Here is a 12,774-nt window from a genome sequence, read left to right as displayed (position 1 = left end):
TAAAAATAAACCGTTATATATAAGTATATGGAATTTCAAAATAATATTTGAAAGTTAAAAAATGGAAATCTTGAAATTCATTTTTAAAATAAAATATTGTATGATTTTTACAATATTGATGAAAAGTTTTAAAAATATGTAAAATATATTTGATAATATTGAATGTAGGGCTTGATAATATGGTTGGCGATACAATAAATTCTTTCAATGAATATTTGTCTAAGGTATGGGAATGTTTTGATGAAAATATTCAGGGATTAATCACATCAGACATGTCTATGGATTCACAATCATCAACAGATCCTTATGAAGTCGGTGCAAACATCGATCAAACTATGGAAATTTTACATGAATTTGGATTTGACTGGCCGAAACCTTACCATGATTATCTTGAAAGAATTCTTGGTTATTTGGATGGTTTAGAATTTTTCAGTTAATGGATAACTTTAATTGAAATCGATAATTTCAATGGGTTGTGCAAATGCAAAAAGGAAACTGTTTCATGAATCGTAAATGCATAACCCTAATTTATCTAAATATGCAAGAATACCTTAGCTTCTATAAGTTAGGGATGAATTGCAGAATTTGTTTTCAAATGATTTCTGATGAAGTTTAAATATCAGCAATGCCCAATATATAATTAATGGCAATGACAAAAGTTTATTACAACTTTTTTTTCAACGATAGTCATATTTTAAAAAAGATAAATCATTTACAATTGTAAAAAATTGCCTGAACCGTTGAGATGACGGTGCAGTATTAATATTCCAAAAAACCATAATTTTTTGGTTTGAGAATTCCCTTCTTCTAAAAGATGGGGAGGTTCAAGATGAATAAGTTGATTGAAGATAAATGGGTAACAATACTTGGATGTTTGCTGATGTTTAGCGTGCAGTTCATAGCTACCATGGTAATTGTAGCGCTTCCTGCAATATCTGCGGATTTGCATTTGGATGTTGAGATGGAAAACGCTATCAATTTGGCTTTTTTAATCACATCGGTTGCATTGATGATACCGCTGGGGACATATGTTTCAAGATATGGTATTGCCAAATTTCTAAAAATCAGCCTTGTGTTAATGACTTGCGGTTTGGTGCTTTCTGCCGTTTCAACAGACATTAACATGCTTCTGCTTTCAAGAATTATTCAGGGAGTCGCAACGGCAGTTATCAACAGTTCCGTGTATGTCATTGTAACATTGCAGTTGCCCTCTGACAGATTGGGTTATGTTCTGGGAATAATGGGATCCTGTGGATATGTAGGACTGTGTCTGTCAAATACAGTTTCAGGATTTGTCGTTTATTATTTGAGCTGGAGAATTGTTTTTCTTACATTGGTCCCGATTTATATAGCTTCTATATTGATACTGGTTAAATTGGGCAAGGAATGGTATACTGACCATGAGGATGTTACTGACCATATAGGATCAATACTCTATATTCTTTTCATGGGCCTGTTTTTGTATGGTATTACTAAATTGGATAACGATAATGTGGTCGTGATAGCGGCCAGTCTGGTAATTCTAGTCGTTTTCCTATATTTCGAAACCCACATCTCCAATCCCCGTTATGACTTGAATATTTTTAGAAATTTCAAATATGTTCTTGGTAATTATTCCGCTTTTGCAATGTATTTCATGACATTCATCGCTTCATATATTCTTAATGACTATCTGCAGCATATTTTAGGATATGATGCTCGTTTTGCAGGATTATTTTTACTTGCAACACCTCTTGCAGTAGTATTCGTCTCATCATTTGCAGGAAAATTATCTGATAAGGTTGATGAGCGCATTTTGTCTTCCATTGCATTAATGTTCATTTTAATAGATGTCACTTTATTGTTTTTCATGGATGTGGTGCCTCTCTATCTGCTTTTGGTTGCATGTATCCTTCAGGGAATAGGACATGGGATGTTTTCCTCACCGAACAACCGCTTTGTACTCACTCAGGTCAGCGAAAAGGATTTGAGCAATGCCTCTGCAATGCTGTCCACAAATAAGGATGTAGGAAAAAGTATTGCCCTGGCCATATTTACAATTATGTGTGGTTTTTTCATGGGGTCTGCTGACACTTTTGCCAATAATGCAATGCCATTCATGATGTCTTCAAAGATTACATTGGCACTGTCATTATTGCTCGGTGCAGTCGCATTTGTCTTATTGATATTAAATAGGCTTAGAGATTAAGCTATTTCTTTTTATAATCATGTCTGACATGTTCATTAATCAGGCTGTAATGCCTTAAAGAAAGTCAATGAATGGGTCATGAGTTCAATCATATAATTTAAATTTTACAAATTGCACACTTTACCATCAAATTCATTAAAAAGTTTAAAAAGGTAAAAGATACATAATATAAAGCACGACAAAATTAAAACAATTGTTAAAATTAAATCTCTGAGATTTATTTCCCGGATAAATAGAGGTATAAAATGAAGTTAAAATCGAAACTTTTTGTTATTCTGATTATGCTCTGCATGTTATTTGCTGTTGCTGGCGTTTCAGCAAGTGATAACTCTTCAGATATTGTTGCTGCAGAGGATAATTATAAATTGAACAATGATTTGAATCATGATTTGAACACTGTTGATTCGGCTAATTCTGATGATGTCAATCAGAATGCTCCTGAGGATGCAGGTAATCCCAAATCTTTCAATGATTTAACTCATGATATACAAAATTGTAATGGTACATTGAATATTAATAATGATTATATGCATTATGCTAATGAGACTGGAACTGTATCAACTTTTGAAGTGTCCGATTTAAAAATAAACGGTAATGGCCACACAGTGGATAGTGCCAACTTAAATTATAATTTCATGTTTGAATTGGATTTGGATTGTGGAAAAAACATGGCAAATATTGAAATCAATGACCTGACCTTTAAAAATTTTAAAGGACAAGCAATTTTCTTTTCATCAAGCAAGGTTGTCTTAAACAATGTAAAGTTCATAAACTGCAAATCCAATGATGAAATTTTATTTGCGACCACTTCTGAGATGACTTTGAACAATGTCAGTTTTCCTTCAGGCATAAACGGTAGCTGCGTTAAGTCTGCTGAATCCAATAATAATGGCGGCATATTAAATTTCAAAGGAGCCACATTTTCAATTAGAAATTCAAAATTTCTCAATTCCCGTGCTGCTTTTAATGGAGGGGCAATTATCGCAAAATTTTTCCCTGTCTCAAATTCCAACGGTTCAGGTTATCTTCCTTCTGAAAGGATGCTTATTGAAAATTGTGTCTTTTCAAATCTCACATCAACTGATGATGGAGGGGCAATCTTTATAGACCTTGATTCAGCGTCCCATCGTATTGCTCAAAGCTTGAACATCATCAATTCAAATTTCACTGACTGCACTTCACGTTTTGGTGGAGTCATTGCAATTCAGGGCGGCTATTTGAACATTAATAATTCCAACTTTAAAAATAATCGTGCAAGTTTTGAAGGCAGTGTGATTTTCTCATCATGGAGCAATGTGGCAATAGTCGATTCCACATTTTTCAACAATACTGCAGAAAAGAATGCGGGAGCAATATATTTTGATAAAGGTAAATTAACCATTCAAAGGTCCAATTTCATCCAGAATAAGGCCATTAAAGAGTCAGAAAATGTTGCCAATGCAATTTATGCTCATGACGTAAATCTGCAGTTGTCCAATTCCATATTTGATAATGGTGGTGTTGGTGTTTATGCGGACTTTGCAAGCAATTCCAAAATTGAAAACGTCACAAAAAATGAAGATATCTTTTTGACTGACAATAAGAATTATGTTCTTTCAATTGAAAGCAATGGAATAAAGCTCAATTTAACAAATAACTCCATTGTTGTTGATAAGATTCCATCCCGGTTCGATTTACGTGACTGGGGATGGGTAAGCCCAATCAAGCGTCAGGGAGACAATGATGATTGCTGGGCATTTGCAACAGTCGGAGCTTTGGAATCATCTCTTCTCAAATCAACAGGGCAATTCTTTAACCTCTCCCAAAATTATGCTCAGAAACTAAACTTGAAATATGTGCCTTGGGGTGATTTAAGGATTAGTTTAACTGGTTTTGGTTACAGCGGTTTGGGATATGCTCTAAACTGGATTGGAGCTCTTCCAATGGATTCTCCATATGATGACAGAGGAACAATGGGTGATACTGATTTAAACGATTCCAGAATCCATGTTCAAGATGCAATCATTATTCTGAATGGAAAAAATAATACTGATTTGATTAAGAAGACCATAATGAAATATGGTGCTGTTGCAGTTCAGTTAATTTTGGGCCAAAATAAGGATGATATTATTTATGGCGGAGATGATATTTCAGTCATGGAACATGCAATTCATTTCTTTAATATCATAGGATGGAATGACAATTACGCCAGTGAGTATAGCGCAGAAGAGACTAGAGGAGGATGGCTGGTCAAGGATTCATTATCACAGTCCATCAACTATCGCGATTATAATGATCTTGACGGCTTTATGGACATGGATTATTTTGCTCTTGTTCCTCAAAACCCTGCCATAGCATATATCTTTGAGAATGATATAGACTACCATGTGAATTATCAGACAGACCTGACTGGATTGACTGGTTTTGACAGCAATTATACCTATTATTCCAATGAATTCACATCCAAATATGATGAGCTTATCGGAGCGGTAGGTACCTACTTCAACCAATCCGGAATCAATTATTCATTTGACATTTTTGTCAATGGCGTTAAGGTCCACTCTCAAAGCGGTGTAAGTGAATTTGGAGGATTCAGAACCATAGTTTTAAATAAATACATTCCGGTTAAAACAGGCGACAAGTTTAAAGTGGTATTCCACAACAATAATCTTCCGTATCAGGCTTACTCAAGACAGCACTACCTTTCAGGAATGAGTTTTGTAGGTACTGACGGCAAGTCATGGAAGGATATAACACTTGAAAACAAGACAGTCTGTCTTAAGGTCTACACAGTTAAGGATGATACCAAGATAATCAACAACAAAAACATTGCAGTTGATTATAATGGCGGATCATACTTCGGCGTGAAGGTTGTAACTGCTGACGGACGCGCTGTTGGAGCAGGTGAGGTTGTCAAGTTCACAATCAATAAAAAGACAACTGCTGTAAAAACAAACAATAACGGAATTGCCAAAATCAAAATCACACAGCTTCCTAAAAAATATACGATAACAACCACATACAAGGGAAAAAGTGTTAAAAACACAGTTACTGTAAAACAGGTTTTATCCGCTAAAAAGGTAATAGTCAAAAAGACATCCAAAAGACTTATCCTGCAGGCTCAACTTAAAATCAACGGCAAATTTATCAAAGGAGCAATCATCAAGTTTAAATTCCTTGGAAAAACATATCATGCCAAAACCAATTCAAAAGGTATTGCGCTAAAAACATTTAACAAGAATGTTATTAAAAAGCTTAGGAAGGGCAGAACCTATGCCGTTGGGGTAACCTACATTAAGAATACCATTAAAACAACAGTTAAAGTAAATAGATGATTGGGTTCATCTATATGGGAGTGCATGAAACTCCCAATTTTTTCTTTTTTTTTAGTCTGTAAAGATTTCATAAGAAAACACATCGTCAATCACTTTTACAGATACGTACGACACTTGGATGATGAAAATATTGAGAAAACATCAAACAAGTCGAAAATTACTACAGACAAACTAATCCCGAAATAATAAAGAAATTATACAAGACTAAAAATGGAATTCTAACATTTTTAGACTATCAATTGAAAAATTGAACTGAAAAATATCTAAATATGCCTATAAAATTTTTACAGACTCAAAAAATTTAAAAAAAGGAGAATATAATTAAATTGTTATATTCTCGGTATAAGTGTTTGTATTTCCGTTTCCATCAGTGAACACTACTTTGATTTCGTGTTCTCCAAGCAACAGGCTTAACAGGTCAATGATAATCTGTGTCAAATCATCGGTGGTTGTGGCATTCAACACAAGTATTCCATCAATATAAACCAGAATGTGTCCGTTTCTGAAGTCCTTGTTGAATATCTGATTCAATACATCCAGTGTTAGCATATTGTCGATGATTGAAATTTGACGATTTCCTACTGTTATTTGGTCTATGCTCCTATATCCTGTGCCGGAACTTGAATATTCTGAATATGATGGTGAATTGGCATCGTCTTCATCATCAGATCCGGTGGTTTCAAAATCATTAGGTGAATTGTTCCGGAATATATTATTAACACCTTTAACACAATATATATTACATTCGTCAAAGAAAAATTAACATGATTGAAACAGGTGATAACATGGACAGTGATTTCGAAGACTTAAAAGAGCAGAACGGCGTTGACAATTCAGAACTTGAAGAGATAATGAAAAGGGAAATAACTCCCGAATCCCAAAGGGATTTTCTCGAGATTTTAAAGGACTCACAGTTGTTCATGCCTGTCATCTATAGCGACAACCTTTTTGAAGGCATTGAAAATGCAGAACCTGGAGATGTAATCCAACCGCAAGGACAGATCAGCTTTGACATAAACTGTTTGGCTTCAAAGGATGGAACCATTGCTGTGCCCCTCTTTACCAGCTCCCAAATAATGGAGCAGACAGGCCTTAAAAGCTCAGCTATTGCAATATTCATGAGCGATTTGGCAGACATGCTGAAACAGAGTGAAAAATACTCCGTTATTGTAGTAAATCCTTTTACTGAGTTAGAGATAAACATGCCGATTGAAGCGTTTTTGAGATTGTTTGAAGAACCGGACGATGACAATCCTTTAAAACGTTTGATTGAACTTTTTGATGCTATAAAAAAGCATTCTGTCGAGCTTGAAGAAAACACTACATTATTCATCAGTTCAGATGAAAACTTCATGATTGAAAATGCGGTTGACGGCGTATTCGTCCATGACCTTCCACTTCATGCAAGCAGCAACCCGAAACACGCAGGGCAGTTCAAATACACAAACATTCTGCTTATGCCCGAATCCAAAAGAATTCTGCCGATAGTGTCTGATGATGATTTGGATGTAATAATTGCTCCTGGAACTGAATTCAAGCTTCAGGATGTAATGGATAAAACTCAAAACCTTTGGCTGTGCGGTGACCAGCCGTTTTATGATGAAAAGAACGGAGTGTAGCATGACTTATGATATATGATTTTTTTATAAGGTAATTTCTTCCGGTGAAAATATTTTTCCATAGGCAATATTTATTATAATCCTAAAATAAACATAACTTTAATACAACTTATGGGTGGTACAATTGAAAAAAAGATATATGTTAATTTTAGGCATTTTATTGGCAATTTTAAGTATATCTTGCGTTAATGCTATTGATAATAGCACTGATATTGTTAAAGAGCAAAACAGTGATGTTATTTCAATTAGCGAGCAGGATAATTATATTATTTCTGTTTCAAACGAAAATGAATCTGTAGCAGTGGCTGTTGAAAGCAATTCTTCAAACCCAAATGAAACTAATGGTGATGATGTATTGACAATAAGTGAAAATGCTGAAGTGCTGGGCGTTTCATCATCAGGCAATGTTTTAGCTAGCAGCGTTAGTGTTTCCTCACCTACATACAAGCAGCCAACTAAAAATCAGAGAACTTTCAATATTGGAGGATATAAGGTAGTTCTCAATAATGCTCAATATAAAAGACTTTATATGATTTCACCTATTGAGGATTATTTCTTTGATGAAGACTATAACTATTATTATGTCGGAGAAAAGTATAGGGGTTATGATATAACTGGATCAGGATTAAGGACATATGTAACTGTTATGACAAATAAATATGTTAGGGTAAAGCTTACATCTTATAAAAATGTCTATTATAGGAACTCCCGTGTTTATATGATGTTTTCATATGGTCAGGGACAAAGTGGTGTAGCTTATAAACACATGGCTTTTTTAATACATTACTATGGATATTATAACCGTTATTTTAATCAGGTTAAAGTTCTGGGTGCAAATGCCAAATATTTCGGCAAATGTAAATGCAGCTCTACTTTCACCCACTTAAACAGGTCTAAACTTTATCCTTCATCATTTATTTATAAAAAATATTCTCTATGATAAAGTAATGGCATATTTTTATTAAAAGCTATTTTAAATTGAGGTTTTATCCTCATTTTTTATATTTTAAAAACCAATATATTACCATGAATTTCATGAATACTGGTGCAAACATAAAGCAGTTTCAGCTGCTCAGGTTCGTTAACGAGAACTGCAGCGACGAGCATGTGGTTTCAAAGATTTCAATCGTGCTTCGAAGGGACAAGATCGAGGCTCCCTACTATATGATGACCGGAATCAAAATGTCTTCCTGCATTGACATGCCTGAAAATGGGATTGTCCATGCCATGGATGTCCTCAACCATCAGAGAATGCATAACCTGAGCAAGGAAACATATGACGAAATCGAATCCCTTGTTTTGGATGTCATTGACAGCGAATCCGACCAGATTAAGGTCTTTAAAAAGGAAGACAGGCTTAAGGTCATTTTGATGTCAAGAAGCGATGATGAGTTCAAAAGCCTTTTTGAAGGATGTCATGAGCTTTTTGAAATGATTGACGCTCTGATAGATTGAAACGTCAATCTCAGTTCAATTTTTAGAAAAATTATTTATAGACATATTTAATTAAATTTACATTAACTATTGATTTTTTTAAAATGTAGGTGAATTATTTATGAATTTGTTTCAAAAAATTGAGGATGTAGGTAAAGACTTCTGCACATTTCCAATGTCATTTGAAAAGTATGGGTGGTACAAGCCCATTCTTGTTGGCGCTTTGGCAGCCGTTCTGTATTTCGTATTTTCAATGCTTCTGGGCTTTATAGTTAGCACTCTGTTCCCGCAGGCTTTGGCCAGCTTATATGTGCCGGGTTCAAATTCAAGTCCAGGTCTGGAAACACTGGGAGGTCTGTATACTTCAATAGACATTGCCCTTATTTTTCCTTCATTTTTCATCGCTTCCAAGATAGTTCGCGATAGGCCCTTTTCATCATATCTCTCTTCAAGAGGCGGATGGAACTGGAAAATCTTTGCAAAATCATTTTTGATTATACTTGTGGTATACGGGATAATATCATTGGTTGAAATCCTGATTTTTGGCGCTAAAATAGACATCAAATTCACAGCAGTGACATTTCTGGCAATGATTGTTGTCACTCTTCTTCAGTGCTTTGCCGAAGAGCTGATGTGCCGTGGATTTTTGATGCAAACTTTCGGGTCATGGTTCAGGATACCTGTCGTTGCGATAATCCTTCAGGCAGTGATTTTCACAGCAATCCACTCATACAATATGGCAGGTCTTGTCTCAGTGCTGTTCTCCGGTCTGTGCTACGGTCTGCTTGCATGGTACTGTGACGGTCTGGAGGTGTCCTCTGCACTTCATTCCGTAAATAACATAACAGTATTCTTCATTGCCGGAATCACTACAACTCAAATTTCAAACAATGTCGGCTTTGAAGGCGCTCTTGAAGGAATCATCATGACTGTTGTGGCAATTGCCGCAATATTTCTGATTGAGAAAAAATTCAACTGGATCGGGATGAAGGCTGAAAGTTCTCCGGAATGATTTTTTCTATTTTTTTTCTTTTTTATGTATGGATGTGCCTGTATGCTTGTGCGGTTATTTATAGGCATATTTCTTTTGCTTTAATTATTGGTTGATTATTTGGATATTTTTGAGGGTTATTGTTAAAATAATCATGGTTTAATTTTATTATTAAGTCATTTGTTTTTTGTCGAAAAATGTTAATGGCTGATGGATGCAAAATAACATTAACAACCGATGACATAATATTAGGTGAGTGATTACAATGAAAATTATATCATGGAATTGTAATGGTAAATTCAGTACAAAGTTTCCGGCTGTTCTTGAAGAAGATGCCGACATTTATGTAATCCAGAGATGTGAAAACCCATCAGAATCTGATTCAGATGCATATCGTGAATTTGCATCCAATCACTTTTGGACAGGTCACAATCAGGAATATGGTCTTGGAATTTTTGCCTGAACAATCCGGATGTCTATGACAAGCCGATTAATTATCCTAAGGAAATAATCCGCTATTATGATGAGCATAAGGATTCAGGATTTTTCAATGACGAAATGATAATGTGCGGAGACTTTGGATGTGATGTGGGACTTGTAAATGAGGCCCATGTAGAGAATATTTATGAAATGATTGAAACATTATCAAAACTAGGTCTTGTAGACGTCTATCACGACACAACCGGTGAAGATTACGGCGAAGAAACCAAATCAACATTTTTCATGGATGGAGATTCATTTCACATAGACAATGTATTCGCATCCAAGGGCAGGGTTACGGACTTGGAGATTCCTGATCCAGAATCCTGGATGGAACTGAGCGATCACGTTCCGTTAATATTTGAAATTTAATCGAATAGAAAAATCAATGTTGAAATTCCCGAAAATATGGGAATTAAATAGACAGACCAATCGGAAAAAACTGATTGAAAGACGAACAGAGGATTAATTGTTTGGAAATCATAGGAATTTCGGATTTTGTTTAAATCCTCATTGTTCACGTCTGTCCTTTTATGAATTCTTTTTTTTATGTTTAATAATGTTGCTGTGAATGAATCGAATATGAGCAATCCTGTGGACTGGGTGATGATAAAATAATGAGCAATGTTGTTAACAGTTACTATGCCAAATCTGAAAGGTTTTTCTGCATCCGAGCTAAAGGGTAGGATTCGGGATGCCGCTTAAACAGTAATGTTTGAACATAGGTTTTATCTATTTTTTTTGATTCAAAATAGTAAAATGTATTAATTCCAACATACACACATAATTATACCATTAATATGGAAAATTTTATTGCCGAGGAAATTTTATGAAAAAAATAATTAAAATATTGCTTGCTTCAATAGTATTGTTTTTGATAATCGGCTGTGTATCTGCACAGGACAATGAAACTGCAACATTGAATGCTTTAAATGATAATAATGAATCATTGGACGCAAGCAATAATGGTGAAATAGGTATTTCTTATGTCGAAAATACTTCACAAAGTGAAAATGCCCTAACTTTAGAAGATAACCAACAATTTGAAATATCTTCAGCGGGCAGTGTTGGAAATTCATGGAGTGTTGGTGATAGAACATTTAAAATAGGCAAATATAAAGTAGTATTGACTCAAGACCAAATGGAAAATTGGGTTGATGCAAAAAATATTGACTCATATGCAAAATATGGCTATTATCCTGAGGGTACTGAATTTGTTGGTGGCCTTATATCCTATGGTGAAAGTGGAATCGGTGGAACTCTTATAAAATACACTGGTAAAACCATCAAACAGAAGGTCGGTGTTGGATTAAAATGTCATAAGGATTTAACCATAAAGATGCCGAAAACAATTAAATCATACAAAAAAGCTGAAAAATGGGTCGATTATTACATCAAAAAAGTAAAAAAAATAAGGGGTAAGGTTGGGTATGTTAATATCTATAAAAAGAAAGGAAACTATTATCTTGCCTGGTATAAACCTATATTTAAAAAATTTAAAACAGTAAATGCCAAAGTATGTATTGTATTGAACTATGGAATTTGTCGTTATCCTGCACAAAATCGTGCATATAATATGTTTTTAACAACAAATTATCAGCTCAAATCAAATACATTTTATGGAACCTATCTGGAAAACAATTATCGTGAAAGCCAGTCACTGATGGGGTTAAAAAGATAAATTATTATAATGGGGATAAATTCTTTTAGAGGCTATTGGTTTATGATATTTTCTAAAATTTCAAACAGTTTTAAATGAATGGGTCTTTTCAATAGGCTTTAAAGATTTAATAAGGGTAAATCCTCTTTTAATATTACTTTTTTTGAATCAATTATTTTAATACTTAAGCATTCCATGAATGTCAAAATAATTTAGTTAAGTATTGTATGCGAATGCTGATTTTTGTCTTTCAAATTCACTATCATATGTTGTGTAAAGGAACAATTATATTTTATATGAAGTTCATAAGTAATAATATGGAATTGTCAGATGAAATGTTAATAGAAATAAGTTATGTAAAGACATCACAATACAGGTATAGGGTGATGAATTCTTTGGATGGGGAAATATTGATACCGACTCAGATTGCAAAGAGTTCAGAAATAAGCCCGAATCATATTTCAAGAGTTCTTTCTGAATTAAAAGAGCATGAACTTGTTGAATGCATTAATCCTGAAGTTCGAAAGGGCAGACTGTACAGACTGACTGATAAGGGCGAGGAATTGCTGGATAATATTGATTGTATTTAACTATAGCCGGATGCCTTGCAGCCTGAAGTGTGCAAAATCATTCAGATAGTCCAAATTCAATTATGCTGTCTGAAATTTGTAAAGGAAATGATTTTTTCTCTTGTAAAAGAGCTGAACAATGCATATTGATTTGATGTCATTGCGGTTTATTTAAATGGCGTTAAAGTAGTTTATGTTGCAAATAGTGGTGATGCCAACTGTCATTTTACTTCAAAGCTGGTGGACTCCGGATTTCCTGCACATTCTATCTTAATATTTGGAATGCTATTCTGGAGATTATATGTAATCATCTGAATCATACTCAAAATAATTTTCGCTAAGCTCCATTTTATCCAAATCCAGTTTGTAGACTCTATCATTGGAACCCACTCTGAACCATACATTCAGTTCCAGTTCATCTTTCATTTTAAAATCGTCTGAGGCGAATGTATAGTCTATGACATATCCTCCACTGCATTTGAGAAATTCAAATCCTGTTTTTCTGATGAGTTCCTTGAA

13 protein-coding genes and 1 pseudogene are annotated in these 12,774 nt (G+C 34.4%); 12 read left to right on the top strand and 2 right to left on the bottom strand.

Annotated features, from left to right (window positions below):
* Positions 1-158: 158 nt before the first annotated feature.
* From QZV68_RS07595 to QZV68_RS07580, 4 genes and pseudogenes are all read left to right on the top strand, one after another.
* Positions 159-437: a hypothetical protein gene (locus QZV68_RS07595; protein WP_296880134.1), complete on the top strand. Its 279-nt coding sequence runs from the start codon at positions 159-161 to the stop codon at positions 435-437.
* A 392-nt stretch (positions 438-829) separates the two neighbouring features.
* Positions 830-2,188, top strand: coding sequence for an MFS transporter (locus QZV68_RS07590; RefSeq protein ID WP_296880132.1), 1,359 nt, complete (start codon positions 830-832; stop codon positions 2,186-2,188).
* 245 nt (positions 2,189-2,433) lie between these two features.
* Entirely contained in the window at positions 2,434-5,502 is a 3,069-nt protein-coding gene (locus QZV68_RS07585; RefSeq protein WP_296880130.1) for a lectin like domain-containing protein, read from the top strand.
* 60 nt (positions 5,503-5,562) lie between these two features.
* Positions 5,563-5,753 (top strand): annotated as a pseudogene (locus QZV68_RS07580) (hypothetical protein); the annotation flags it as partial.
* A gap of 70 nt (positions 5,754-5,823) precedes the next feature.
* Here QZV68_RS07580 and QZV68_RS07575 read toward each other — a convergent pair.
* Entirely contained in the window at positions 5,824-6,051 is a 228-nt protein-coding gene (locus QZV68_RS07575; RefSeq protein ID WP_296880128.1) for a hypothetical protein, read from the bottom strand.
* Between the two features lie 236 nt (positions 6,052-6,287).
* On the opposite strand from QZV68_RS07575, the gene QZV68_RS07570 reads away from it, so the two are divergent.
* The 8 genes from QZV68_RS07570 (at position 6,288) to QZV68_RS07535 (ending at position 12,276) form a co-directional block, all read left to right on the top strand.
* Positions 6,288-7,121 (top strand): SseB family protein, encoded by an 834-nt coding sequence (locus QZV68_RS07570; protein ID WP_296880126.1) that lies wholly within the window; start codon positions 6,288-6,290, stop codon positions 7,119-7,121.
* 124 nt (positions 7,122-7,245) lie between these two features.
* Positions 7,246-8,061, top strand: a complete 816-nt coding sequence (locus QZV68_RS07565) for a hypothetical protein (RefSeq protein ID WP_296880124.1) — start codon at positions 7,246-7,248, stop codon at positions 8,059-8,061.
* Positions 8,062-8,147: 86 nt separating this feature from the next.
* Positions 8,148-8,576 carry a hypothetical protein gene (locus tag QZV68_RS07560; protein ID WP_296880122.1) on the top strand — a complete coding sequence of 143 codons (429 nt, stop codon included), beginning with the start codon at positions 8,148-8,150 and terminating at the stop codon, positions 8,574-8,576.
* Positions 8,577-8,676: 100 nt separating this feature from the next.
* Positions 8,677-9,567 carry a CPBP family intramembrane glutamic endopeptidase gene (locus tag QZV68_RS07555; protein ID WP_296880120.1) on the top strand — a complete coding sequence of 297 codons (891 nt, stop codon included), beginning with the start codon at positions 8,677-8,679 and terminating at the stop codon, positions 9,565-9,567.
* A gap of 244 nt (positions 9,568-9,811) precedes the next feature.
* Positions 9,812-10,009 (top strand): hypothetical protein, encoded by a 198-nt coding sequence (locus tag QZV68_RS07550; protein WP_296880118.1) that lies wholly within the window; start codon positions 9,812-9,814, stop codon positions 10,007-10,009.
* Positions 9,964-10,398, top strand: a complete 435-nt coding sequence (locus tag QZV68_RS07545) for a hypothetical protein (protein ID WP_296880116.1) — start codon at positions 9,964-9,966, stop codon at positions 10,396-10,398. Before QZV68_RS07550 ends, QZV68_RS07545 begins: the two co-directional genes overlap by 46 nt.
* A 457-nt stretch (positions 10,399-10,855) precedes the next feature.
* Positions 10,856-11,707, top strand: coding sequence for a hypothetical protein (locus tag QZV68_RS07540; protein WP_296880114.1), 852 nt, complete (start codon positions 10,856-10,858; stop codon positions 11,705-11,707).
* A gap of 296 nt (positions 11,708-12,003) precedes the next feature.
* Complete coding sequence (locus tag QZV68_RS07535) at positions 12,004-12,276, top strand: winged helix-turn-helix domain-containing protein (RefSeq protein ID WP_296880112.1); 273 nt, start codon at positions 12,004-12,006, stop codon at positions 12,274-12,276.
* Between the two features lie 276 nt (positions 12,277-12,552).
* On the opposite strand, the gene QZV68_RS07530 is transcribed toward QZV68_RS07535, so the two are convergent.
* Positions 12,553-12,774: hypothetical protein (locus QZV68_RS07530; RefSeq protein ID WP_296880110.1), on the bottom strand; the 222-nt coding region annotated here is incomplete at its 5' end.

The sequence above is a fragment of the uncultured Methanobrevibacter sp. genome, assembly GCF_902801725.1.
GTDB lineage: Archaea > Methanobacteriota > Methanobacteria > Methanobacteriales > Methanobacteriaceae > Methanocatella.
Note: the sequence above shows the minus strand (reverse complement) of the source record. Positions and strands in the feature narration are given on the sequence as shown.

Bases quoted from the DNA above. Each gene is read 5' to 3' on its own strand.
- QZV68_RS07590 (WP_296880132.1), top strand. From the start codon at position 830: ATGAATAAGTTGATTGAAGATAAATGGGTAACAATACTTGGATGTTTG.
- QZV68_RS07585 (WP_296880130.1), top strand. From the start codon at position 2,434: ATGAAGTTAAAATCGAAACTTTTTGTTATTCTGATTATGCTCTGCATG.
- QZV68_RS07575 (WP_296880128.1), bottom strand. From the start codon at position 6,051: ATGCTAACACTGGATGTATTGAATCAGATATTCAACAAGGACTTCAGA.
- QZV68_RS07570 (WP_296880126.1), top strand. From the start codon at position 6,288: ATGGACAGTGATTTCGAAGACTTAAAAGAGCAGAACGGCGTTGACAAT.
- QZV68_RS07560 (WP_296880122.1), top strand. From the start codon at position 8,148: ATGAATTTCATGAATACTGGTGCAAACATAAAGCAGTTTCAGCTGCTC.
- QZV68_RS07555 (WP_296880120.1), top strand. From the start codon at position 8,677: ATGAATTTGTTTCAAAAAATTGAGGATGTAGGTAAAGACTTCTGCACA.
- QZV68_RS07550 (WP_296880118.1), top strand. From the start codon at position 9,812: ATGAAAATTATATCATGGAATTGTAATGGTAAATTCAGTACAAAGTTT.
- QZV68_RS07540 (WP_296880114.1), top strand. From the start codon at position 10,856: ATGAAAAAAATAATTAAAATATTGCTTGCTTCAATAGTATTGTTTTTG.
- QZV68_RS07535 (WP_296880112.1), top strand. From the start codon at position 12,004: ATGGAATTGTCAGATGAAATGTTAATAGAAATAAGTTATGTAAAGACA.